Genomic DNA, 24,213 nt, shown 5'->3' with positions numbered 1-24,213 from the left:
CTCAGTCGTGGAGGATGCGCTGGAACAGGACATGGTCCTGCCAGCGTCCCGCGATCTGCAGGTACTTCGGGGCGACGCCGATGCGCTCGAAACCGGCGCGGGTCAGCACCGACTGCGAGGCGTGGTTCGCGAGCAGCGTCGCCGCCTGGATGCGGTGCAGCCCGTACTGGTCGCGGGAGGCCTCGATCACCGCGCCCAGCGCCGCCGAGGCCAGCCCGCGGCCGGTGTGGTCGCGGTCGAGCCAGTAGCCGACGGTCGCCGACTGGAAGGCGCCGCGGACGATGCCGCTGAGCGTCATGCCCCCAGCGATCTCGCCGCCGTCGACCAGCACGAGCGGGAGCGTGGCATCCATCTCGCGGAGCGCCAGCAGCTCGCGCGTCTGCGCGAGCTGACCGCCCTCGGTGAAGAAGTCCTCGGTGCGGGTCGGATCCCACGGCGCGAGGTGCCCGCGGTTGCGCTGGTAGGCGGCGGCGAGCGCCGCGGCGTCCTGCTCCTTCCGGACCCGGAAGATCAGGCCGCCGGGCAGCTCCCGGTCGGCGAACTCGAGCACCATCAGTAGCGGTAGTGGTCGACCTTGTAGGGGCCGTCGACCGGCACGCCGATGTAGGCGGCCTGCTCCTCCGTCAGCGTGGTCAGCTCGACACCGAGAGCGTCGAGATGCAGCCGCGCGACCTTCTCGTCGAGGTGCTTGGGCAGCACGTAGACGCCGACGGGGTAGTTCTCCGTCGAGACGTACAGCTCCAGCTGCGCGAGCACCTGGTTGGTGAACGAATTGCTCATGACGAAGCTGGGGTGGCCGGTGGCGTTGCCCAGGTTCATGAGGCGGCCCTCGGAGAGCACCAGGATGCTGCGGCCGGTCGGCAGACGCCACTCGTGGACCTGCGGCTTGATCTCGACCTTCTCCGCACCCTCCAGCGCCTCGAGCGACGCCATGTCGATCTCGTTGTCGAAGTGGCCGACGTTGGCGACGATGGCGAGGTGCTTGAGCCCGAGCAGGTGGTCGAGGGTGACGACGTTGAGATTGCCGGTTCCCGTGATGAGGATGTCGATCTGGTCGATGACCGACTCCAGGCGCGTGACCTGGTAGCCGTCCATCGCGGCCTGCAGCGCGTTGATCGGGTCGACCTCGCTGACGATGACCCGAGCACCCTGGCCGCGCAGCGCCTCCGCCGCGCCCTTGCCGACGTCGCCGTAGCCGGCCACGAAGGCGACCTTGCCACCCATGAGGACGTCCGTCGCGCGGTTGAGGCCGTCCGGCAGCGAGTGGCGGATGCCGTACTTGTTGTCGAACTTGCTCTTGGTGACCGAGTCGTTGACGTTGATCGCCGGGAACAGCAGCTGTCCGGCCTTGGCCAGCTCGTACAGGCGGTGGACACCCGTGGTGGTCTCCTCCGTGACGCCGAGGATGTCGTCGGAGATGCGCGTCCACCGGTCCTTCGACTCGGCGAGGGAGGCGCGGAGCGCGGCGAGGATGACGCGGTACTCGTGGCTGTCGCCGGGGGCGTCGTCCGGCACGGCACCGGCGAGCTCGAACTCGCGGCCCTTGTGGACGAGGAGGGTGGCGTCGCCGCCGTCGTCGAGGATCAGGTTCGGGCCGAGGTAGTCGGCGCCGTCGGCCGCGGCCTCCGCCGACCAGTCGAAGATCTGCTGGGTGCACCACCAGTACTCCTCGAGCGTCTCGCCCTTCCAGGCGAAGACCGGGACGCCGGCGGGGGCGTCGGGGGTGCCGGTCGGGCCGACCGCGATCGCCGCGGCCGCCTCGTCCTGCGTGGAGAAGATGTTGCAGCTGGCCCAGCGGACGCGCGCGCCGAGCGCGACCAGCGTCTCGATCAGGACGGCGGTCTGCACGGTCATGTGCAGGGAGCCGGCGATGCGGGCGCCGGCGAGCGGCTTCGCGTCGCCGAACTCGGCGCGCAGGGCCATCAGGCCGGGCATCTCGTTCTCGGCGAGGCGGATCTGGTGACGTCCCGCTTCGGCGAGGGACAGGTCGGCGACCTTGAAGGGCAGTGCGGTCGAAGTGGGAGCTGGCATGGGTCCCATTGTGTCATGGCACCCGTACCTCAGTCAGGCGCGGATGAGCGCCAGCACCTCGTCCCGGATGCGCGCCATCGTCGCCTGGTCGCCCGCCTCGACGTTCAGCCGGAGCAGCGGCTCGGTGTTGGACGGGCGCACGGAGAACCACCAGAACGTCTCGTCCTGCCCGACCCGGCCGGTGACCGTGAGGCCGTCCAGCTCGTCGAAGTCGGCGCGGTTCGTGAACGCCTCGACCACGCGGGTGAACGCCGCGGGCACGTCGTCGACGGTCGAGTTGATCTCCCCCGACATCGCGTACGGCGTGTACCGGGCGGCCAGTTCGGACAGCGGGCGCTCCTGCGAGCCGAACTCGGCGAGCAGGTGCATGGCCGCCAGCATCCCGTTGTCGGCGCTCCAGAAGTCGCGGAAGTAGTAGTGCGCGGAGTGCTCGCCGCCGAACACCGCGCCGGACCGGCGCATGGCGTCCTTGATGAGGGTGTGGCCGACGCGGGTGCGCAGCGGCACCGCGCCCGCGGCCTCGATGGTCTCCGGGACGATGTTGGACGTGATCAGGTTGTGGATGACCGTGATCTCGGCGTCCGGATCCTCTGCCCGCGCCCGCGCGATCTCGCGCAGGGCGACGATCGCGGCGACGGCCGACGGGGTGACCGCCGAGCCGCGCTCGTCGACGACGAAGCAGCGGTCGGCGTCGCCGTCGAAGGCGAGCCCGAGGTCGGCGCCGTGCTCGACGACCGCGCGCTGGAGGTCGACGAGGTTCTTGGGCTCCAGCGGGTTGGCCTCGTGGTTCGGGAAGGTGCCGTCGAGCTCGAAGTAGAGCGGGATGACCGTGATCGGCAGCGCGGGAAGCCCTGCCGCCTCCTCCAGCACGGCCGGGACCGTCAGGCCGCCCATGCCGTTGCCTGCGTCCACCACGATCGTGATCGGCCGGATCCCGCTCAGATCCACCAGCGATCGCAAATAGGCCGCATAGCGGTCGAGGACGTCCTCCTCGCGGAACGTGCCGGGACTCTCCACGGCCGGGATGCCGTCGCGCAGGTACGCGTCGGCGCGATCGCGGACGGCACGCAGCCCGGTGTCCATGCTGAGGCCCTGTGCGCCGGCGCGGGAGAGCTTGATGCCGTTGTAGGTCGGGGGGTTGTGGCTCGCGGTGAACATCGCCGCGGGCGCCTCCAGGTAGCCGGAGGCGAAGTACGACTCATCGGTCGAGCACAGGCCGATGGAGACGACGTCGGCGCCGCGTGCCTGCGCACCTCGCGCGAACGCCGCCGCGAAGGACGGGGACGAGTCGCGCATGTCGTGGCCGACGATGACGTCGCTTCCGGCGGCCTCCACCTCGTCCACGAAGGCGGCGGCGATGGCCTCGACCACGTCCTCAGTCAGGTCCTTGCCGACCAATCCGCGGATGTCGTAGGTCTTGACGACGGACTGCAGGCGCGGATCGCTGGGCGTGCTCATGGCCCTAACCTATCGCGACGTGCGGGCTTCAGTCGGTCACGCCGACGTGGCGGACGATCTGCCAGCCCTGCGGCGCCGACAGCCGTTCCGCGTGGATGGCGCACAGGTCGTACGAGTGGGGCTCGTGCGACAGGCTCAGCGGCCCGATGACGGCCATGGAGTCGGCGTAGACGTACGTGAGGGTCTGCACGGCGTCGCGCGGGCAGGCGACACGGGAACACGGACGGCTCAACATCGGGGACAGAATAGCGGTTCGCGGCGGACGTAGGATGGCGACATGCCCCGCAACCGCCGCACCAGCAGTCAGACCCCGGCGACCAGCCGCTGGCGGAGCAGACACGGCCGCGGCGCTCGCGGTCCCGTGACCGGGCCGCACCTGCCCATGCTGCAGAACCGGATCGATTTCTTCGACATGACCGTCGCCTCCACCGCCGACTACCTCAAGGGGATCTGGCCGGAGGAGCTGTCGAACGTGCACTTCGAGGTCGCGGCGACGCCGATCGGCAACTCGGGCGCCGACGGCGTCGACCGCTGGCGGGTGGACGCGTCCCGTCGCCGCATCGTGCTGTACCGCGTCCCGATCCAGCGCCTGACCAAGCTGCACCGCGACGACGAGCTGCACCGGCGGATGTACATCGAGGGATGCGTCTTCCGCGCGGTCGCCGAACTGCTCGGCAAGGACCCGTGGGACCTGGCGCCGGACCGCTACCGCCACTTCTGACGCCGGCGTCGCCCCGGCGTCAGTTCGGGTAGACCGTGATGGGCGCCGCGAGCGGGCCGGGCGGCGCCAGCACGAAGCTGCTCGCGCGCCCGTCGGCCGAGAGGCTGACGCTGCCGGTGAGGCCCGCCGCGCCGGTCACCGTATAGGTGCCGGGGGCGACCTTCACCTGGGCGCCTCCCTCGGCGGGGATCGTGAGCTTGGTCGGCGAACCGCCTCCCCGCGCCCCCTGGATGGTGACGGTCTGGTCGCCGTCGCCCGGGTTGGCGAAGTGCAGGGTCGCGGAGGCTCCGGAGGGCACCGCGGCGGCCAGCTCCTTCTGCAGCGGACGCGCTGAGGAGAACCAGCTGAAGTCGCGGGTCTTCGAGCCGATCACCGTCGTACGCACGGCGGCGACCACGGGAACGTCGGAGTTCACGGTGACGGTGTAATCACCGTCCTTGAGATTCTCGAGCGGCAGCTCGGCGACCGTCCCTGCCTTGAGGGTGGTCGCGTACGAGTTCCCCGCGGCCGTGCCCGCCTCTCCGACGGCGCCGACGGTGACCTTCGCGTCGGCAGCACCGGGCACGAGGAGCCGGACGACGGGGAAGTCGACGCTCACGCCCTCCGCCGATTGCGCGCTCTGGACGGCGTTCATGGACGCGATGGTGACGCCGGGGATGATCTGCTGGCGGCCGGGCAGACCGGTCGCTCCGGCCAGCTCGGCGCCGCGCGGCTGGATGCCCTGCTCGTAGCTCTGCTGCATCGACGCGACGACCTCGCCGCCGCTCGTCGTGACGCGGACGACCGGGGCGGACGCGGACGGCGCGAGCCCGGCGAGCGGGACCACCTTCTGCGACCCGGCGGGAACGACGATGCCCGTCGCGCCCGGGGCGCTGACGACACCGGACTCGGTGTAGATCGTCAGATCGACGGTGGCGTCCACCTCGCTCGCGTTGGACAGGAGCACGAGACTGGTCTGGCCGAGGGAGGTGGAGCCGGCGACCAGCCAGGTGTCGGCGCTCGGCTCGGCGCACGCCGCGGCGGCGAGTCCGGCGAGGTCTTCGGTCGACGCCGTCTGGGTCTGGGCGGCGGCGAACAGCGGAGGCGCGGTAGCCCCCTGCGGAGTGCGCATCGAGACGAGCTGCGGCGCCTGATCGGCGGAGTCGCTGTCGGCGTCGGGCTTGAGACCCCGCACCTCGGCGTCCTGGCTGCTGGCGGCGTACACGGGCGTCCCCACGGCGCTGGGCCGGGTGGCCGCGCCGGCGTCGGCGGCCAGTGCGAGCAGCGGCCCCGGGCAGACGCGCTGCTGGTCGGCGGCGACGGGGGTGACGGTCTTCGACGGCACACCGACGGCGACGTCCTGCAGCGGGAGGAGCGTGGTCCCGGCAATGACCACCACGGCGACGGCGACGCCGACGAGGCCGCCGACGGCGCGCATGCCGATGCGCGCGAGTCCGGTGCGGTCAGCCACGGTCGCCTCCCTCGAAACGAGCGCGGGGGCGGATGATGGTCTCCTCCAGGCCCTCCTCGAGCGTGGTCGGGCCGGGCGGGGTGGTCACGCGCTCCTCCTGGCGGTCGTGGGGGCGGTCGAGGTCCGGGTCGGCTTCGTAGGCGTACCGCTGTGTGGACGCGGGCGGCGCGTCGTGGTCCGGCGCCGGCGCCTCCGGTTTCGGCTCAGCGGCGGGATCCGGGGACGGCTCCGCGGCGGGCACGTCCTCCTCTTCCGCCGACTCGACGACGGCCTCGCCTTCCGGCTCCGCCTCGTACTCGTCGAGCGTTTCCGCCGCGACGCCGTCGGCTCCGGTGTCCGGTCGGTCGGGCTCGTCGTCGGGCTCGACCGCGCGCTCCCTCACCGTCCGGCGCGGACGGCGTGCCGACAGCTCCGACACCCGGTCGGCCGACCGCGTGGTCGGGATGGCGAGCAGCAGCGTCACGCCGATGACCAGACCCTGCACGATGAGGATGAGGACGCGCCACCATCCGCCGGCATCCGCGGGGACCTGCGCGGCCGCGGGCACGTCACCGGTGCCGCGGTCGAACGCCCACAGCCGCCCGGTGCCGGTCGAGCCGACGGGCGCGAGCAGCGGGTTGGCGTCCATCGCCACCGATGCGCGGCTTCGTGTCGCGTCGGCGGCCGTCGTGTCCTTCGCGTCGATGGCCGTCGCCGACGGCGCCAGCAGGACGAAGTCGATGCCGAGCCGCTTCAGCTCGCCGGAGGCGTCGTAGCCGCTGCGCGAGGAGAGGTTGCCGGCCAGGGTCGCCAGGTTCTGCTGCGCCGTCGAGAGGCCGCGCTCGGTGTCCGCGAGGGTGGACTGGTCGTCGAGCGTCTGACCGCTCCCGCGGACGACGTCGGCGCGGATGCCGCCGTCGGGCTGCGGGACGATCCGCAGCGTCCCGGTGCGCGGTGCGGTGGCCGCCTTGGCCGTGACCACGGCCGGCAGCGTGCGCCCGTCGCTTTCGGCGACCTGAGCGTGGCCGGTCAGCGTCGCGATGCCGATCGGCACCGAGGCGACGACGAGCGTCACGATCGCCACCCAGGCCGGGTATACGGCCGCGCGACCGAGCGCCGAGAGGGCGAGCACGGCGGCGCCCACGAGTCCGAGCCAGTACAGGCTGAGCGCGCTGCCCGGCCAGATCGCCACCGCCGTGCCGCCGGCGACGGCCAGCTGGAGGTGCAGCGCCGCCACAGCGGTCAGGAAGCCGGCGAGGGCTACGAGCAGGGCGATGATGGCGCGCACCGTCCCACGCAGGAACAGGGCGAGGATCGCCAGGATGCCGAGCGGCGCGAGCAGGATCGGCACCAGGATGTTCGCCGACGCCGTCGACAGGTGGAGGGACTGGGCGACCGCGTGCCAGCCGCCGAGCATCCCGTCCGGGAAGCCCAGCGCGAGCTGCCAGGCGGGCGTCTGCCGCGCGTCCAGGGGGACGCCGGGATCGGCGAGGATGGACAGCCACGCGCCGCGCGAGATCTGCTGCCAGGCCAGCGGAGCGAACAGGACCACCGCGGGCAGCGGGATCAGGGCGATGCGGGCGACCCGTCGACCGGCGAACGCGATGGCGGCGATCCACGCGACCACGAGGGCCGGGATGAGGATGGGCGCACAGGCCACCGTGGCGGCGGCGAGCAGGGCGGTGGTCGCACTGGCGGCCCACGACCGTCGCGCGGCGAGCCCTGCGAAGAACAGCCACGGCAGCAGGATGTGCGCGAGCACCGCCGCCGGGCGGCCGCCCTGCAGGGCGACGAGCAGCATCGGCGCGAGGGCGTATGCGAGCGCGCCGACGGTCCGGAGCACACCGCGGTTGGTCAGGCGCGCGGCCGCCAGCCAGGCGCCCAGCGCCGCGAGCGGCAGCGCCAGCAGCCAGAGCAGCACGAGCGACAGCGACGGCTGCCAGAACGTGAGCGTGCCGAGTACCGCGAGCACGGCAGAGAACGGATCGGCGGCGCCCGTGAACCCGAGGCTCACGTCGCGCCAGCCGTAGCCGAGGTTCGCCCAGAGCTGGCCGACCGAGGCGTCGAGCGGCAGCAGCCCCCCGCCGCTCAGCGCGCCGGAGCCGATGAGCGGGAAGAACAGGGCGACGCCGACCACCAGGGCGGCGAGCACCGCCCATCCCCCGCCGGTGCCGAAGAAGTCGAGGTCCTGCCGTTCGCCCTGCAGCTGGACTGTCGCCGCCTCGCGCTTCAGCGCACGAGCGCGGCGCACCTCGGCGAAGGGGATGCGCAGCGGCGCCACGGCGGCCCAGCCGACTTCGCGCGCGGACGCCAGCCTGCGCCGGGCATTGCCCACCGCCATCCCGGAGAACGCGACCCGGAACGCCGCCCCCAGCTCGCCGCCGATGGAGCCCGGCTCCTTGCGCAGCAGCCGCAGCAGGCCGCGGAGGATGCCGAGCGGCACGAGCGTGAGCCAGTGCAGCGGCACCGCCCATCCCGGCGCGTAGACCATGCGGCGATGCAGCTGGGCGCGGCGCCGCTCCCCGGAGATCCGGCGGCGCACGGTCCACTTCGGGCTGAGGTTCGGTCCGGCGAGCCCGTCGCCGGCGAGTGCGACCCGGGCCGCCGCGACGAGGGTGACGCGGAAGCCGGCGAGGCGCGCACGGGTGCAGAAGTCCAGGCCGTCGTCGACGGTCGGGAGGGCTGGGTCGAAGCCGTCCAGCCGTTCCCAGAGCGCCTGGCGCACGAGCATCCCCGCGCTGGAGACCGCGAGCACGTCGCTCAGACCGTCGTGCTGCGCCTGATCGAGCTCGTTCTCGACCAGTGGCACGGAGGCGCCGAACGGCGTCATCGCCTCGCCGAATTCGCGGATGAATGCGGGGTCGTCCCAGTCGACGAGCTTCGGCCCGACGATGGCGACGGACGGCGACACCTCCAGCGCGGCGAGCAGCGACTCGAGCGCCTGCGGTTCGGGCGCGGTGTCCTGCGCCAGAAGCCACAGCAGCTGCTCGGAGCCGTCGACGGGTGGGAGGACGCGGACGGCCGCGGCGACGGAGGCGCCGAACGGCAGCTTCTCGGGGAGGGAGATCAGCTGCGTGGGCTGGGCTTCGGCCAGCAGCCGGGCGGCGTCGTCGGTGGAGGCGCAGTCGACGGCGATCACGGCGTCCGGTCGTCGGGTCTGCTCCGCGAGGGCGTCGAGAGTGCGCTGCAGGTGGGCGCCGCCGCTCTGGGCGACGACGATGGCGGTGACTCTCGGATACATCGGGAGTCAGCCTAGGTCGGGGTCGCGCCGATCGCGTCTTTGCACCGGGCGCGGCGCGCCATTGCGGTCGATCGGTCGCGGTCAGCCGGCGCGCTTGCGGAGCTTGCGGCGCTCGCGCTCGGAGAGGCCGCCCCAGATCCCGAAGCGCTCGTCGTTGGCGAGCGCGTACTCCAGGCACTGGGCGCGCACCTCGCACGAGGTGCAGATGCGTTTGGCGTCGCGCGTCGATCCGCCCTTCTCCGGGAAGAAGGCCTCCGGGTCGGTCTGCGCGCACAGCGCGTCGGACTGCCAGGACAGCGGGTTGTCGTCATCGACGTCGGCTGACCGGACTCCGGGGACTCCGAGCGTGATCGGGTCGACGAACCAGTCGTCGGGAACACCCGCACGATATTCGGGAACTGGCATATCGGTCTCCCCACCCATGAACTGCTGAAACACGAGATTCCCGTGTGCCCTAATTACACCGTTGTCATTCGCTCACGTCAAGTCGCGAATCGTAAAGCCTTGACCGCTGGTCGAGAGTTCGCGACGCGCCGGAGAACGACAACAATCGCGACACGCCCGAACCGGAACCGCTCGGCCGGAGGGGTGTCAGGACGCCGCCTGGCGCGCTTCCCAGGCGCTGCGCACCATCTCGTCGAGGGTGTGACGCATCTTCCAGTCGAGATCGCGCGCGGCGAGCTCTCCTGAGGCCACGATCCTCGCCGGGTCCCCCGGCCGTCGAGGCCCCACTTCTGGGGTGAAGGGGATTCCGGTCACCTCGGCGACCGTGTCCATGATCTGGCGGACGCTGACCCCGTCACCGCTGCCCAGGTTGTACACGGGCTCGATCGGCTGGTGCGCGTCCAGACGCTTGGCCGCCGCGACGTGCGACACGGCCAGATCGGTGACGTGGATGTAGTCGCGCACGCACGTGCCGTCCGGCGTCGGGTAGTCGGTGCCGTTGATACGAGGGGTGCGCCCCTCGGCGAGCGCGTCGAACACGAGCGGGAAGAGGTTGTGCGGGCTGGTGTCGCGCAGGCTCACGTCGCCGGAGCCGACGACGTTGAAGTAGCGGAGGGAGGTGTGGCGCAGCCCGGCCGCCACACCCTGGTCACGGAGCAGCCACTCCCCGATCAGCTTGGACTCGCCATAGGGCGACTCCGGGCTCTTCGGGGTGGACTCGGTGACGACGTCGACGTCCGGCGTGCCGTACACCGCGGCCGACGAGGAGAACACGATCGCGTCGACCCCGGCATCCTCCATCGCGGCCAGCAGGACGGCGGTGGCGGTGACGTTCTGCTCGTAGGTGTGCAGCGGCCGCTGGACCGAGACCCCCGCGTACTTGAAGCCCGCGACGTGCACGACGCCGGTGATGGGGTTCTCGGCGAAGATCCGCGACAGCAGCTCGCCGTCCAGGATGGTGCCCCGGTAGAAGGGGACGCCCGCCGGCACGAACTCCTCGTGCCCGCTCGACAGGTCGTCGACCACGACGACGTCGATGCCCTCCTGGCGGAACGCACGCACCACGTGCGCCCCGATGTAGCCTGCTCCTCCGGTCACCAACCACGCCACGGGCGAACCTCCTGTGTTCGACGGAGCTTCAACCCTATCGGGAGGGGCGGGCGGTCAGACGAACGCGGCCTCACCCGTCACCTCCTTCCCACGGAGCCTGGCCAAAACCCGCCGATCGGACCCCGTCGATGCATCTTCGACCGAGAGGCCCTGTCGCCGCACTGACCGCTGGATGGCCGGTGAGAACCAAGTGCCGGCCACAAGTTTGCATGTATTGCTACGGTATTTCTCTATGAGGAGTACGAGAGGTAAGGCATGAAGGTTTCTTCGAATATCGCTGCCGCGAAGGAGGCGGTCGCGGGATTTGCCGCACTCGGCCGCGGCGAGCGGGGTCAGCAGGCGACGCTCACTGCAAGCAACGTCTCGGGCATGCACGACGGGGCGAGGGTCGCGAACGGGATCGTGAACTGCGTCGCCAGACTGCTTTCGGCGGCGAAGGGTCAGGCCGATCGCGTCACCGCCCTTGCGGTGGAGATCGAGGAGCGCGACAAGCGCGACTCCCGGGGCTTGGGTGAGAAACGATGAGCGGTTCAGTGTCAGATCAGCCCGGGGAGCTCGCTCGGAAGATCGACGCCTTAGAAACCGAGGCTGTTGAGGCGCTTGATGGAATCCGCCTTCTGGAAGAGCAGTGGGCGGAGTACCGCCAGGTGGCGCAAGAAAGCGCAGCCGTGTTCGAGCAGGCCGGTGTCGCGATGGGGACGAAGAACTACTTCGTTCAGAGAGACCTGTCGGCGCGACGCGAAGTGGACAACCACATCGCCCGACTCGCCGGTGAGCAGTCCGAGGTGCTGGAGGAGTTCGCCCGCGGAGTCCGTTCGGAGTCGGAGGCAGAGCTGGAACGGCTGCGGCGAGAGCGGGGCGGTGCACCGTGGGCTTGAGGTACGACTCGGGTGACTCGCAGAACCTGATGACCGCGATGACGCACAACCTGACGGTCGCCTCGTCGAGATTGGACGACGTGGGGCGCGCCTCGAACCGCCTCATCGACGCCTTGGGTCGGGGTGAGCTGTCCGGGAAGGGGTATTCGGCGGTCCAGGCGCTGTTCGCTCACCTTGTCGCTCCGTGCGTCGCACGGGCGAAACAGGAGATCCACGGTCTCCGGGCCACGCTCGAACGGTACAGCTTCGAGGATTCGAAGATCAGCCGGTACAGGGTGCTGAGCGAAGACGAGCTGACCGCCCAGCTTGCGGCGACCATCAGGCACCGGGACGCGACCGAGCGCCTCATCGAGACCAACACGGCTGCCGCGAATTCGTTGGCCACGGTACCGGGCATCGGCGAAACGCTGGAGGCGAAGAACCGCCAGCTGGAGATGGTGCTCGGCCAGCTCCAGGCGGACGTCCGCAGCCTGGAAGAACGGCTCACCGTGCTGCAGGCCTTCTCGTCTGCAACGCGCGGGCTGTTCCATGACGGCCTGGCGAAACTGGAGCATGCGATCGCTGACACCGTCGCGCTGCTGAATCGTCTCGCCGGCGCTGGCGGCGGCGGTTCGGCGGCGAGGAAACAGCTTGTGACGTTCCTCGCCGGCCTCGGATCCGAGACGGACTGGTCGACCGCGACACCGGCCGAGCTGTCGTCTCTCCTCACGTCCCTCTCTCCCGCGCAGATGAAGACGATGTTGGCGGCGCATCCTGAGCTGCTGCAGCGGTTCTGGGATCATCCACCGGCGCCAGAGAACACCGCCGCCTGGTGGAAGACGCTCGACGCGGCACAGCGGAAGGAGTGGGCGAAAGCCATTCCGAGGCTCGTCGGCAACCTCGACGGCGTTCCGCCGCGCGTGCGCTCGGACGCGAACCGGGTGTGCTTGCTCGCCGACCTCGCCGACGCGAAGAAACGCCTGAAGGACGCCAAGGCGGACCCCGGGCTCGTGTCTCCGGTCGACGGGATCCGCCAACAAGCGCTGAACCGGCTCGCCGTGGCACAGAAACTGGCCGACACGCTGTCACGGATCGACATCGCCTACGGCGGCGGACCGAGCGGCAACCCGCCGCACGAGTTGTATGTCTTCAAGCCCGGCGAACGCATCAAAGTGGCCATCAGCACCGGACTGCTGGAAACCGCCGAACACATCAGCCTCCTCATCCCCGGCATGGGAACCACCGCCAACGACATCGGCCAATACACCAACGCGGCAAAAGACATGCAGCAGCAACAATGGCTGGCGTCCGGCGTTCCCCGTGACAAGATCGCGGTGTTGGCATGGCTGGACTACGACCCACCCGGTGGGATGAATGCGTTGGGTGTCAAGCACGACGATCTGGCCAAGGCCGGCGCCGAGCGGCTGGGGAACGCGCTGCGCGGTTTGACCGCGGTCAAGGAGTGGCCGGCGAACGCGGCCGGGCTCTCGGTGGTGGCCCACTCCTACGGAACCAACGTCGCAACACTCGCTTTGGCGCGGAAAGGTGTGACGGCAGGACATGTCGTCCTCCTCGGATCGGCGGGCATCGCCTCCAGCGTGCCCACCGCCGCCGCCTTGCACGTCCCCTCCGGAGAGGTCTACGCCGCCCAGGGAATCTGGGACGGATGGGCCGTGATCGGACAAGGCTGGTCCGGCCGCCAAGATCCCACCCGTCCCGGCTTCGGCGCACACACCTTCACCGCCGACGCCACCACACTCGACGGCACAGATCTGAAGGGGATCACCCAACATGGGCCCTTGGCGAACAGCAAAGAGAGACCAGACTCGTACAGCTACCTCGACAACCGCACCACCGCCCAATACGCCACCGCCATGGCCACCATGGGACGCGGACAAGAGATTCCTGTCGGCGGTACACCTCAAGACCGGGCGCGCGCCTTCCCCACCCCTCCCCTCCCTGCCCCGCCCCCCTCGAAACCGGGACGATGACCACCGCACCTGCACATCGCCGACGCACCATCCTGCGGACCGTAGCCCTCCTGGCGGTGCTCACCACCAGCGTCCTCACCGGGTGCGCACCCCAACCCAAGACCGCGAAAGAGATCCAGCACGTGAAAGACCAAGACAAAGCCGACCGCGCCGAAGTCCAACAAGAAATCCAAAACCTCTACGACGAAGCCACCGCCCTCGTCGCCGACTCCTGGCCGACCGTGCCCGACAAGAGTTGGGGGACCGGGTGCGGCAACTATGCCGACGGTACCGAGTCCGAGAGCTGGAACATCGCCAACCAATACTTCGGCCCAACAAAATCGAGCCCGGAAGAGACCGCACAACGGGTCGCCGACCTCTGGACCGAACACGGATACCCCACCAAAGTCGTCGAAGACACCAAGATCAACCCCCCACGCAAGGTCGTCTCCTACCCGCCCTACCTCACTGGCGTCCGGCAAGACGGCTTCGGAATCCAGTTCACGATCGGCGAAAACTACTCCGACTTCGTTGGGAACAGCCGATGCGCGCCCATCGACCCAGACGACCCTCGACGGCCAGAGAACTGGTGAGGTATTCACGGCAGGACGATGACCATCGCACGCACACGCCATCGCGCCATCCTGCGCGCCGTGGCGCTCCTGGCGCTCCTCTCCACCGGCGTCCTCACCGGGTGCGCACCCCAGCCCAAGACCGCGAAAGAGATTCAGCACGTGAAAGACCAAGACAAAGCCGACCGCGCCGCCGTCCAGCAAGAAATCCAGCACCTGTACGACGAGGCCACGGCACTCGTCGCCGACACCTGGCCCAAACCAGACACCATGACCTGGCAGCCGGGATGCGGTAACTACGCCGACGGCACCGAATCGGAAAGCTGGAACCTGTTCAACCAGTACAAGGGCCCAACCAAGTCCAGCCCGGAAGCGACAGCGCAGCGGGTCGCCGATCTCTGGACCGAGCACGGGTTCCCGACCACGGTCGTCCAAGACGACAACATCTACCCGGCGCGCAAGGTTGTCTCCTACCCGCCCTACCTCACCGGCGTGCGTGAGGACGGCTTTGGAATCCAGTTCAGTATCGGTGAGAACTACGCCGACTTCGACGGAAGCAGTCGATGCGCCCCCATCGACCCCGACGACCCGGTCCTGCCGCAGAACTGGTGACACCTTCGGGATCGGGACGATGAGCACGACACCCACGCGCCGCCACCACCCCGCACTTCGTATCGTGGCGCTGCTAGCGGTGCTCGCAGCGGGCGCGCTCACCGGGTGCGCACCCCAACCCAAGACCGCGAAAGAGATCCAGCCAATACAAGGGGCCAACCAAATCCAGCCCCGAGGAGACCGCACAACGCGTCGCCGACCTCTGGACCGAGCACGGATTCCCCACCGAAGTCGTCGAAGACAACAGGATGTTCCCGCCGCGGAAGGTCGTCTCCTACCCGCCCTACCTCACCGGGGTCCGGAAAGACGGTTTCGGCCTCCTGTTCACCATCGGGGAGAATTACTCCGACTTCGACGGCAACAGCCGATGCGCGCCCATCGACCCGGACGATCCTCGGCGACCGGAGAACTGGTGAGGTGAGCCTCGGGCAGACGCGGGATGCCGGCGACAGCCGCTCAACTCAGACGAACGCGGCCTGCCCCGTCACCGCGCGCCCGACGATGAGCGTGTTCATCTCGCGCGTCCCCTCGTAGGAGTACAGCGCCTCCGCGTCGGCGAAGAACCGCGCGACGTCGTAGTCGAGCACGATGCCGTTGCCGCCCAGGGCTTCGCGGCACCACGCCACCGTCTCCCGCATCTTGGACGTGGCGAACGCCTTGGCGAGGGCCGAGTGCTCGTCGCGCTGTTCGCCGGCGTCCAGCATCTCGGAGACGCGGGTGCACAGGCCGATGGAGGCGGTGATGTTGCCGACGGACTTCACCAGGAGGTCTTGGATGAGCTGGTGCGACGCGATCGGCTTCCCGAACTGGACCCGCTCCTTGGTGTAGCGGAGCGCCGCCTCGTACGCGCCCACCGCGACGCCGACGGCCGCCCAGGCGACCTCGGCGCGGGTGAGGCGCAGCACGGCGGCGGTGTCCTTGAAGCTGTTGGCGTTCTGCAGCCGCAGCGATTCGGGGACGCGGACGTCCTCGAGCGTGATGTCGGCGTTCTGCACGATGCGCAGCGACTGCTTGCCCTCGATCTTGGTGGCGGTGAAGCCGGGGGTCGAGTTCGGGACGATGAAGCCCTTCACCTGACCGTCCTCGGCGCTCTTCGCCCAGATCACGGTGATGTCGCTGAAGGTCGCGTTGCCGATCCAGCGCTTGGAGCCGTTCAGGATCCAGTCGTCGCCGTCGCGCGTCGCCACCGTCTTGAGGCCCTGGGCCGAGTCGGAGCCTGAGGTCGGCTCGGTCAGGCCGAAGGCGCCCAGCACCTCGCCGCTCGCCAGCTTCGGCAACCACTCGGCCTTCTGCTCATCCGACCCGCAGACGCCGATGGCGCCGAGCGCCAGGCCGTTCTGCACGCCGACGTAGGTGCTCACCGACGCGTCGATGCGGGCGAGCTCCAGCGCGACCCAGCCGCGGAACACCGCGGAGTTCTCGAACGGCGCGGTCTCGGGGAAGCCCAGGCCGATCGCGCCGTTGCGGTGCAGGACGTCGATGATCTGGTGCGGGAACTCCGCCTTCTCCCAGAACTCGTTGACGATCGGCTTGACCTCGGACTCCAGCTGCGCGCGGAGGGTCGCGATGAACTCCTTCTCGCGGTCGGTCAGCTGGTTCTCGAAGCCGTAGAAGTCGCCGGCGATGGTCTCGAAGGGCATGTCTGCTCCATTGCGTCCACAGGGATGGTCGGGCGGTCGTCAGCCTACGGACGGGACGCCGGGCGGACAAAGCGATTGGTAGTTTGGTCCAACGCGACGAAAGGGATGAGGACGCATGTTTGTGCGCATCGGCAACACTCCACGCGACTACGCGTGGGGCTCCACCACGGCGATCGCCGGCCTGCTCGGAACCGAGCCGAGCGGCGGCCCGGAGGCGGAGCTGTGGCTGGGCGCGCATCCCGGCTCCCCGGCCCGCGTGCTCGACCCGGCCACCGCCGACGGCGCGGCCGACCTGGCCGAGTGGGAGCGGACCAGCGACCTCCCGTACCTGCTCAAGGTGCTCGCGGCCGACGGGCCGCTGTCGCTGCAGGCGCATCCCTCGCCCGAGCAGGCGCGCGCCGGCTTCGAGCGCGAGAACGCCGCAGGGCTGGCGCCGGACTCCGCCGACCGCAACTACAAGGACCCGTTCCACAAGCCGGAGCTGATCTTCGCGCTGAGCGATCCGTTCGAAGCGCTGTGCGGCTTCCGCGACCCCGCCGAGAGCCGGGCCGCGCTCGAGCGCCTTGCGGCCGCGAGCACGGGCGGCGCGGTGATCTCGGGCTTCGCCCGCACCCTCGACGGCGAGCCGGGCGCGGTGCTGCGTAGGTCGACCGAGTGGCTGCTCGGCGGCGACACCGACGTCGATCTGCTCGTCGCCGAGGTCGTCGCGGCCGCCCGGGCGTTGCCCGACGACCGGGACGCGGACACCGTCCGGATGCTCGACGCGGCGTTCCCGGGCGATCCCGGGATCGTGCTCGCCCTCCTCCTCAACCGGGCGACCTTGCGGCCCGGCGAGGTGCTCTACCTCCCGGCGGGCAACATCCACGCGTACCTGAAGGGACTCGGCATCGAACTGATGGCGGCCTCCGACAACGTGCTGCGTGGCGGGCTCACACGCAAGCGGATCGACGTTCCCGAGCTCGTCTCGGTGCTCGACTTCTCGCCCATCCGGGCCACCCCGCTGGCGCCGGAGCACCCCGCGCGCGGCGTCGAGATGTTCCGTCCGGACGTCCCCGACTTCCAGCTCGCGCGCGTGGTGCTCGACGCCGATGTCGCCCAGGCGCGGCTGGAGCTCCCTGGCACGGCGATCGCGCTCTGCACGGATGGGACGGTCACGCTCACCGGCGCCTCCGGGAGCACGACGCTCCGCCGCGGTGAGGCGACCGTCGTCACCGCGGACGAGGGCGCCGTCTCGGTCGCGGACGGCCCGGGCACCGTGTTCGTCGCCACCCCGAACCGGTGAGCTATCCTTCGGGGGTGACGAGCCCGACCCCCGCGCTAGGCGCCCGCATCCGCGCCGCCCGGGCGGTCACGGGGACGGGCGAGTCGGTCTTCGCGGCCGTCCTCCTGTTCACGCTGTTCGCCGGCGAGTTCTGGCGCAATCTGATCAGCTGGCCGGGGTACTTCGTGCTCGCCGCGGCGCTCGCGGTCGGCAGCGCGATCCTCGTGGTGCGCTCCCGCCCGGTGTTCCGCTGGCGTACGTTCCCGAAGACGCTGCTGGTGTTCCTGGCGCTGGCCGTGCTGTCGATCGCCTGGTCGGCGTATCCCGGCGCGAGTGCGCTCGGGGTGCTGGCACAGCTGCTCACGACGATCGGCGGGCTGTTCCTCGGCCTGCGGCTGTCGACCGCCGGCCTGCTGAACGCGCTGGGCAACGCGTTCCGCTGGATCCTCGGCCTCTCACTGCTGTTCGAGTTCGTCGTGGCGGTGTTCGTCCGGCAGCCGGTCCTCCCGCTCACTCCGGTGCAGGCCGTACCGGCGGGCAAGCTGCCCTCTGCCTTCTACTGGAGCCGCGACCTGCTGTTCCACGGCGGCCCCATCCAGGGGATCGTCGGGAACAGCAACCTGCTGGCGATGATCGCACTGCTCGCGATCGTCGTGTTCGCCATCCAGCGGGCCGACCGGACGCTCCGCCGCGGCTCGGCGACGAGCTGGCTCGTCGTCGCCGTGCTGATGCTCGCGCTGACCCGCTCCGCGACCGTCATCGCGGCGGCCCTCGCGACGGCCGTCGTCCTCGGCTTCGCACTGTGGGCGCGTCGCGTCGGCCCCGAGCGGCGGACGCCCGTGTACGTCGTCGCCGCAGCGCTCGTGGCGGCGACCATCGTGGTGGTGTCGGTGTTCGGATCCCGCCTCCCGGCGCTGTTCGGCAAGAGCGAAGACCTCACCGGCCGGATCGACATCTGGGACGCGGTGATCCGGCTGGCGCAGCAGCGTCCTGTCTTCGGCTGGGGCTGGGTGAGCTACTGGGCGCCGTGGGTGAAGCCCTTCGACGGGCTGGCGACCCGCAACGGCGTCGAGTACCTGCAGGCGCACAACGCGTGGCTCGACGTCTGGCTGCAGCTCGGGATCGTCGGACTCGTCGTCTTCATCCTCCTGGTACTCACCACCTTCGGGCGAAGCTGGTTCCTCGCCGTCGACCGCCCGCGCTGGACCGTCGCCGACGACCAGCCCTACACCGCGACGACGCTGCTCCCGCTGCTGCTCATGGCCGCACTGATCGCGCAGAGCTTCGCCGAGAGCCGGATGCTCATCGAGGGCGGCTGGGCCCTCCTCGTCGCGATCGCGGTGTCCACGAAGCGGTCAGTCCCCGACGCCCGCTGACCCGGCGACCCGTAGTCTGTGAGCATGGCAACGCCCCGACGGACCCTGGTGCCGCCCGCGGTGACCGAGTTCCTGGGCTCCGCCCGCTTCACCTCGACGCTCGCCCTGCTCGCGGTGATCACCGGGTTCTCGACGCACGCCATCCGGGCGCTGATCGGCTGGCCGGGTCTGATCGGGGCGCTGGCGGTCCTGGTCGTGCTGGCCGCGGTGTCGTTCGCCGCGCAGTGGAAGCTGATCGAATGGCACGGGCTGCTGCCGATCTCGGCGCTGCTGTTCGTCGGCTGGTGCGCGCTGTCGGTCCTGTGGAGCCAGTACCAGTGGGCGACGTTCGGCGCCGTGATCTACCAGCTGATCTTCGCGTTCCTCGCCGTGTACATCGCACTGGTCCGGGACGCCATCCAGATCGTGCGCGTGGTCGGCGACGCGCTGCGGTTCCTGCTGACCCTGTCCCTCGCCCTCGAGGTGCTGAGCGGACTGCTGATCGACGCGCCGCTGAAGTTCCTCGCGATCCAGGGCAACATCGCGGCGGGCGGACCGATCCAGGGCCTGTTCGGCACGCGCAACCAGCTGAGCATCGTCGCGCTGATCGCGTTCGTGACCTTCCTCGTCGAGCTCCGGACCCGGTCCGTCCGGCCCCCGATCGCCGCGTACTCGATCACGCTCGCGGCGCTCTGCATCCTGCTCGCCCACTCCCCCGTCATCGCCGCCGTGTCGGTCGTGGTGGGACTGGCGACGCTCGCGCTGTTCCTCATCCGTAAGGCGCCGGCCTCGCAGCGGGTCTACTTCCAGTGGGGGCTCGCGCTCCTCACGGTGGCCGTCCTGGTCGTGGCGTACATCTACCGGACCCGCGTGATCGACCTCCTCAACGCCCGCGCCGACTTCCAGGTGCGCTACCAGCTGTGGATCCAGATCTGGCAGCTCATCCCGGTGCAGCAGATCGTCGGCTGGGGCTGGGTCGGTTCCTGGCCGACAGACCTCTACCCGTTCACCGCCATCCAGGCGAACACCGGCGTCTACCACGCGAACGGTCTGAATGCGTATCTGGACGTCTACCTGCAGGTCGGCATCATCGGCCTCCTGCTGTTCGTCGCCCTCATCGCGCTCGCCTTCGGCCGGTCGTGGCTGCTCGCCTCCAACCGCCGCAGCACGGTCTACGCGTGGGCGCCGCTGGTGCTGGTCGCGCTGCTCGTGACGAGCGTCTTCGAGAGCTCCATCCTGGTGGAGTCGGGATGGATGCTGCTCGTCATCTGCACCGTCAAGGCCTCGCAGGGGATGAGCTGGCGCCTGCGGCTGCCGCATCGCGACGCGAGCTGAACGAGCCGCCTGAGAGTTTCATCCCCACCAGATGCACGGCGAGGCCGACCGCCGGCCCTGCCGCCAGCGCGAGGGCCGCGCGACCGGCGAGCGGCAGCGGCACGAAGAGCAGGGCCAGGGTGACGATCGAGGCGGCCACCCAGCCGGCGGCGTACAGACCGTGCAGGTTGCGCGCGAGCACGGCGGACCCGCTCACGAACAGCGCGCCGATGAGCCCGGACGAGGCGATCAGCGCGACCAGGACGCCGGCGGAGAGGTCGAACTGCGACCCGAAGACGAGGTGCATGACCGGCTCGCCCCACAGCCAGGCCGCGCCGCAGAGCACCAGGATGACGACGGCGATTCCCGCGAACAGCAGGGCGATCGTCCGCGCGGTCCGATCCGGATGGTGGGAGAACCGGCTGACCAGGAAACTCGAGAGCGCGGTCAGAGGCACCAGGATCGGCGCGCGCGTCAGCGTGACCGCGAGCACGAGCGACCCGAGGTCGGAGTGGTTCTCGGGGCCCGCGAAGAACGAGAGCACGAGCGGGAAGCCGTTGATCAGCACAGCGGTCGCCGACGCGGCCAGCATCGTCCGGCCGGTGTTCGCCACCAGGGCCCGCACGCCGAGCGCGACGCGCGCATTCTGGACGAGGGCCCGCGGGGCGGTGAGGAAGACGATCGCCAAGGAGAGCGGGAACGGGAGGATCACCGCGATCGCGAGGGGCACGATGTCGTGCGTCACGCTGAGGACCGCCACCACGCCGATGACGCGGAGGATGCCGTCCAGAGCGACGATCGTCGCCAGCTGCCGCCACATCCCAGCTCCGGCCATGACGCCGGACGCCGCGGCGACCAGGCAGTTGAGGCCCGCGCCGACGGCGACGAACCAGGCGAGGCCAGCGTTCGCCGCGCCGAGGCTGGGCACCGCCCACAGCAGGCTCGTCAGCAGCACCGCGAGCGCGACGACCACCGCGGCGACCGCGGCGAACGCCCAGAGCGAGGTGCGGCGTCCGGCGGGCTGCGCGTCCTGCTCGGCCGCCTGCTGCCTCTCCCGCACGGTCTGGGCCGTCCCGCGCGTCGACTCCTGCTGCAATCCGAACAGGACGCCCACCACGAGGAACAGTGCGGACCAGAACACCGAGAAGACCCCGTACCCGGCGGCACCGACCTCGGTGTACACCCGCCAGGTCACCACATAGCCGGCGATCCCCGAGACGGCCGTCGCCGCGAGGATCAGCACGACCGACGACCGGGCCGACCGCGGTGCCGATGCCTCCTCGTAGTCCGGGATGGGCTCGTTGAGCGGTTCGAAGGCGGTGATGGGTCTCTCCCCGGAAGCGCGTGAAAGGATGGTCGGCGGCCGCGATCGCGGCACGCCAACCCTACGACGAAAGTCTGGACGCAGTGACGATCGACATCATGATGCCGTTCTACGGCGACCCCGGCCTGTTCCGCGACGCCGTGGAGAGCGTGCGGGCGCAGGAGGACGGCGACTGGCGCCTGGTCGTGATCGACGACGTGTACCCGGACCGCGCCCCCGGCGAGTGGGTGTCCTCGCTCGGAGACGCCCGCATCCACTACGTGCGCAACGAGGTGAACCTCGGCGTCAGCGGCAACTTCACCAAGTCCGTCGAGCTGGTCGAGGCGGAGCATTTCGTGCTCATGGGCTGCGACGACCTGATGGAGCCCGGCTACATCGCGACGATGCGCGACGCCATCGCCCACCACCCGGACGGCTCGTACTTCCAGCCCGCCGTGACCGTGATCGGCGACGACGGGCGACCCTCGCTCCCGCTCGCCGACCGTGTGAAGTCCTGGTACCGGCCGAAGAAGACCGAGACGGCCGTCCTGTCCGGTCAGGAGCTCGCCGTGAGCCTGCTGCGCGGCAACTGGACGTATTTCCCCTCCATCTGCTGGAACACCGCGGCCGTGCGGCGTCACGGCTTCGACGCCGCCTTCGACGTCGTGCTCGACCTCGCGCTGCAGCTCGACATCGTCCTGGACGGCGGGAGCCTCGTGCTGCTTCCCGACCACACCTTCCGCTACCGCCGCCACGCGGGCAGCGTCTCGTCGTGGAGGGCGCAGGACGGCACCCGCTTCGACGAGGAGCGGGCCTTCTTCCTGGACGCGAAGGCCCGCCTCCGTGCACGCGGGTGGCGGCGCGCGGCCCGCGTCGCCGGACGGCACTGGTCGTCCCGGCTCAACGCGGCGACCAAGCTGCCCGGCGCGATCGCGAAGCGCGACGGCGCCGGACTGCGCGCTCTGAGTCGCCACATTCTCCGCGGCTGGTGAGCGGCCGCTAGCGGACGGTGCCGACGACCACCCGCGGGTCGGCGTCCGGGCACAGCTCCCGCAGCCGCGCCTCGAGCCCGGCGTCGTGCGTGCGGATCTCGGCACCCGGTCCCCAGGCGTCGAGCGCGGAGCAGACCTGCTCCGGGTCGTCCACGCGGAGCGAGTAGCCGAACGGCCGGATCGGGTCCGAGGTGCTGGTGGCCGATGCACCGAGCAGCCAGAGATTCGCGAAGCCGTCCGCGCGCCAGTCGAAGTAGCCGGCGAGCATCGTGTGCGCTTGCGACGGGTCCTTGAGCGCGAAGAGGGTCGGGAGCACCGCGTCGCCGCTGGCGACCCCCTGGCCGTGCAGGATGTCCGCGTACGGCACCAGTGCGCCGAAGGTCGGCGGCTTCGGAAGGACGCCCGCGGCCGTCGAGACGACGGCCAGCAGGACGCCCACGACCGCGGTCGCGCGCCGCCACGCCCGGAGCGGGGCCGTCGTGAGCGGGTCGAGCGCCATCCCGAGCAGCAGCACGAGCAACAGGATCCCGATGAACCAGACGAGCTTCGCCGGGTAGTAGCCCCAGGCGTACTGGTCCGCGCCGACGCTGCTCGCCAGGAAGACGTAGACGCCGATCGACGGGACCACGATCGCGAGCACGCCGTACAGGTCGGTGCGGCGCGCGGGAGTCGTCACTGTCATCGCCGAGATGGCGACGGCGATCCCCGCGAGCACGAACAGCAGCGCGGGCGTGACCGGCGCCATGGAACCGCCCTGCGCCAGCGCGCCCTGCTCGCGGCGGAGATCCGGCACCGAGAACAGCAGGGCGTACACGACGAGCTGCAGCGCGGATACGCCGACCGCCGCCCACGCCGCCCAGTGGAGTCCCGCGCGCCACGGACGCGTCAGAAGCCAGGGGACGGCGACCACCGCGGCGAGCGCCAGCGGGATGATCGCGAGGAACGCCCACAGCGCGAGCAGCGCGGTCGCGGCCAGCAGCAGGATGCAGAGTGCGGCGACCGGTGTGCGCCCGGCTCCCCGCCACGCGAGCCAGGCGGCGAACAGGCAGGCGAGCGTCGGCATCACGTTGTAGAAGCCGAACTGGATCGAGAACCCGGCGACGAACCAGGAGAGGATCAGCGCGGAGCCCAGCACCGCGGCGATCGAACGGACCACGGGGTGCCGACCGCGCACAAGCTGCCCGGCGACGAGCCCGGCGAGGAACGCGGTCACGACGGTGGTCGCGGCGAAGACGCCGGCCAACGCGGCGATGTCGTGCTGCAGGAGCCCCGGGGCTGCGGTCCCCGGTCGCCCGGTGGCCATGGCGGCCGCCAGCAGCACCGAGACAAGGGGCGACACGTTCGGGTGCAGCGACGGGATGAGGCCCGCGTCGGTGATGAGGAAGCGCGAAAGGACGAGGTTCCACACGGCGTCGTTCTGCATCGCCCAGGAGAGCGCGTGACCGTCGCGCAGCAGGGGCAGGCCGCAGAACAGCGCGGCGACGAGGGCGGGCAGCGCTCCCGCGGCGAGCGCCAGCCACCACGTGCGGGCGGACGGCAGGCGGAACCCGGAACCGAAGACGACGGCCGCGAGAGCGAGGAGCACGATCGCACTCAGCACGAGGATGTTGCCGGCCGCCAGACTCAGTCCGACCTTGTGGAACACGCGGACGGCGAACGCCGCCACCACGAGCGGGACGACGACTCCGGCGGCGATCCCGACCGCCCTCGAGCGGAAGGCCGCGGCGACGGACAGCGCGGCCGCGGCACCGAGGACCCAGATCGTCACGCCTGCGGCCGCGAGGACGACACCGGCCGCCGCGACGAGAAAGAGGACCGCGGCGGACCACCACCGGGCGCGCGAAGCTCGGATGGTATCGTCCACCTGTCCCCTTTTCGTCAGCCTGCCTGGGCGGCCTCCGCC

22 protein-coding genes are annotated in these 24,213 nt (G+C 70.5%); 11 read left to right on the top strand and 11 right to left on the bottom strand.

All coding sequences use genetic code 11. The features are described 5' to 3' along the window. Position 1 precedes the first annotated feature (1 nt). The 4 genes from AB0P25_RS12450 to AB0P25_RS12435 are packed head-to-tail and all read right to left on the bottom strand — an operon-like array spanning position 2 to position 3,724. Entirely contained in the window at positions 2 to 553 is a 552-nt protein-coding gene (locus AB0P25_RS12450) for a GNAT family N-acetyltransferase (protein ID WP_363807706.1), read from the bottom strand. Next, complete coding sequence (gene ahcY, locus AB0P25_RS12445; RefSeq protein ID WP_363807705.1) at positions 553 to 2,031, bottom strand: adenosylhomocysteinase; 1,479 nt, start codon at positions 2,029 to 2,031, stop codon at positions 553 to 555. Before ahcY ends, AB0P25_RS12450 begins: the two co-directional genes overlap by 1 nt. Positions 2,032 to 2,064: 33 nt before the next feature. Next, a complete protein-coding gene (locus AB0P25_RS12440; RefSeq protein WP_363807703.1) occupies positions 2,065 to 3,489 on the bottom strand; it encodes a phosphomannomutase/phosphoglucomutase in 1,425 nt (474 codons plus the stop codon). Positions 3,490 to 3,517: 28 nt separating this feature from the next. Further along, on the bottom strand, positions 3,518 to 3,724 hold the full coding sequence (locus tag AB0P25_RS12435; protein ID WP_064111176.1) for a DUF3499 family protein: 207 nt from the start codon (positions 3,722 to 3,724) through the stop codon (positions 3,518 to 3,520). Positions 3,725 to 3,766: 42 nt separating this feature from the next. Between AB0P25_RS12435 and AB0P25_RS12430 the strand changes: the two genes are divergently transcribed. Next, entirely contained in the window at positions 3,767 to 4,210 is a 444-nt protein-coding gene (locus AB0P25_RS12430; RefSeq protein WP_363807702.1) for a metallopeptidase family protein, read from the top strand. A gap of 19 nt (positions 4,211 to 4,229) precedes the next feature. Here AB0P25_RS12430 and AB0P25_RS12425 read toward each other — a convergent pair whose 3' ends face one another. The 4 genes from AB0P25_RS12425 to galE form a co-directional block, all read right to left on the bottom strand. Then, positions 4,230 to 5,660, bottom strand: coding sequence for a DUF5719 family protein (locus tag AB0P25_RS12425; protein ID WP_363807701.1), 1,431 nt, complete (start codon positions 5,658 to 5,660; stop codon positions 4,230 to 4,232). After that, positions 5,653 to 8,880: a glycosyltransferase gene (locus tag AB0P25_RS12420; protein ID WP_363807699.1), complete on the bottom strand. Its 3,228-nt coding sequence runs from the start codon at positions 8,878 to 8,880 to the stop codon at positions 5,653 to 5,655. The genes AB0P25_RS12425 and AB0P25_RS12420 overlap by 8 nt, the downstream gene beginning before the upstream one ends. 81 nt (positions 8,881 to 8,961) lie before the next feature. Further along, positions 8,962 to 9,285, bottom strand: a complete 324-nt coding sequence (locus tag AB0P25_RS12415; protein ID WP_082889078.1) for a WhiB family transcriptional regulator — start codon at positions 9,283 to 9,285, stop codon at positions 8,962 to 8,964. Positions 9,286 to 9,471: 186 nt separating this feature from the next. Further along, a complete protein-coding gene (gene galE / locus AB0P25_RS12410; protein WP_363807698.1) occupies positions 9,472 to 10,434 on the bottom strand; it encodes a UDP-glucose 4-epimerase GalE in 963 nt (320 codons plus the stop codon). 255 nt (positions 10,435 to 10,689) lie between these two features. Here galE and AB0P25_RS12405 point away from each other — a divergent pair, with 255 nt between their 5' ends. The 6 genes from AB0P25_RS12405 (at position 10,690) to AB0P25_RS12380 (ending at position 14,861) form a co-directional block, all read left to right on the top strand. Next, complete coding sequence (locus AB0P25_RS12405; RefSeq protein ID WP_363807697.1) at positions 10,690 to 10,959, top strand: hypothetical protein; 270 nt, start codon at positions 10,690 to 10,692, stop codon at positions 10,957 to 10,959. 8 nt (positions 10,960 to 10,967) lie between these two features. After that, positions 10,968 to 11,312 carry a hypothetical protein gene (locus AB0P25_RS12400; RefSeq protein ID WP_363807695.1) on the top strand — a complete coding sequence of 115 codons (345 nt, stop codon included), beginning with the start codon at positions 10,968 to 10,970 and terminating at the stop codon, positions 11,310 to 11,312. Between the two features lie 29 nt (positions 11,313 to 11,341). After that, positions 11,342 to 13,282: an alpha/beta hydrolase gene (locus tag AB0P25_RS12395; RefSeq protein ID WP_363807694.1), complete on the top strand. Its 1,941-nt coding sequence runs from the start codon at positions 11,342 to 11,344 to the stop codon at positions 13,280 to 13,282. Beyond that, the gene (locus AB0P25_RS12390; RefSeq protein ID WP_363807693.1) at positions 13,279 to 13,854 is read left to right on the top strand and encodes a hypothetical protein; all 576 of its coding nucleotides are present in this window, start codon (positions 13,279 to 13,281) and stop codon (positions 13,852 to 13,854) included. The genes AB0P25_RS12395 and AB0P25_RS12390 overlap by 4 nt, the downstream gene beginning before the upstream one ends. 18 nt (positions 13,855 to 13,872) lie before the next feature. Further along, complete coding sequence (locus AB0P25_RS12385; RefSeq protein ID WP_363807692.1) at positions 13,873 to 14,445, top strand: hypothetical protein; 573 nt, start codon at positions 13,873 to 13,875, stop codon at positions 14,443 to 14,445. A 248-nt stretch (positions 14,446 to 14,693) separates the two neighbouring features. Beyond that, positions 14,694 to 14,861, top strand: coding sequence for a hypothetical protein (locus AB0P25_RS12380; protein WP_363807690.1), 168 nt, complete (start codon positions 14,694 to 14,696; stop codon positions 14,859 to 14,861). Between the two features lie 45 nt (positions 14,862 to 14,906). On the opposite strand, the gene AB0P25_RS12375 is transcribed toward AB0P25_RS12380, so the two are convergent. Next, entirely contained in the window at positions 14,907 to 16,085 is a 1,179-nt protein-coding gene (locus tag AB0P25_RS12375; protein ID WP_363807688.1) for an acyl-CoA dehydrogenase family protein, read from the bottom strand. Between the two features lie 115 nt (positions 16,086 to 16,200). Here AB0P25_RS12375 and manA point away from each other — a divergent pair, with 115 nt between their 5' ends. The 3 genes from manA to AB0P25_RS12360 are packed head-to-tail and all read left to right on the top strand — an operon-like array spanning position 16,201 to position 20,036. Continuing rightward, positions 16,201 to 17,367 carry a mannose-6-phosphate isomerase, class I gene (gene manA, locus AB0P25_RS12370; RefSeq protein WP_363807686.1) on the top strand — a complete coding sequence of 389 codons (1,167 nt, stop codon included), beginning with the start codon at positions 16,201 to 16,203 and terminating at the stop codon, positions 17,365 to 17,367. A gap of 14 nt (positions 17,368 to 17,381) precedes the next feature. Further along, positions 17,382 to 18,722: an O-antigen ligase family protein gene (locus AB0P25_RS12365; protein WP_363807684.1), complete on the top strand. Its 1,341-nt coding sequence runs from the start codon at positions 17,382 to 17,384 to the stop codon at positions 18,720 to 18,722. A gap of 24 nt (positions 18,723 to 18,746) precedes the next feature. After that, a complete protein-coding gene (locus tag AB0P25_RS12360) occupies positions 18,747 to 20,036 on the top strand; it encodes an exopolysaccharide production protein (protein WP_363807683.1) in 1,290 nt (429 codons plus the stop codon). On the opposite strand, the gene AB0P25_RS12355 is transcribed toward AB0P25_RS12360, so the two are convergent. Next, complete coding sequence (locus tag AB0P25_RS12355) at positions 19,978 to 21,393, bottom strand: hypothetical protein (protein WP_363807682.1); 1,416 nt, start codon at positions 21,391 to 21,393, stop codon at positions 19,978 to 19,980. The genes AB0P25_RS12360 and AB0P25_RS12355 overlap by 59 nt on opposite strands. A 29-nt stretch (positions 21,394 to 21,422) precedes the next feature. Between AB0P25_RS12355 and AB0P25_RS12350 the strand changes: the two genes are divergently transcribed. Continuing rightward, complete coding sequence (locus tag AB0P25_RS12350; protein WP_363807680.1) at positions 21,423 to 22,310, top strand: glycosyltransferase family 2 protein; 888 nt, start codon at positions 21,423 to 21,425, stop codon at positions 22,308 to 22,310. 7 nt (positions 22,311 to 22,317) lie between these two features. Here the strand turns inward: AB0P25_RS12350 and AB0P25_RS12345 are convergent, their stop codons facing one another. Continuing rightward, positions 22,318 to 24,174, bottom strand: a complete 1,857-nt coding sequence (locus AB0P25_RS12345) for a hypothetical protein (protein WP_363807679.1) — start codon at positions 24,172 to 24,174, stop codon at positions 22,318 to 22,320. Between the last annotated feature and the right edge of the window lie 39 nt (positions 24,175 to 24,213).

Source organism: Leifsonia sp. NPDC077715, from assembly GCF_040686855.1.
Taxonomy (GTDB): domain Bacteria; phylum Actinomycetota; class Actinomycetes; order Actinomycetales; family Microbacteriaceae; genus Leifsonia.
This window is presented reverse-complemented; position numbering and strand designations above follow the sequence as displayed.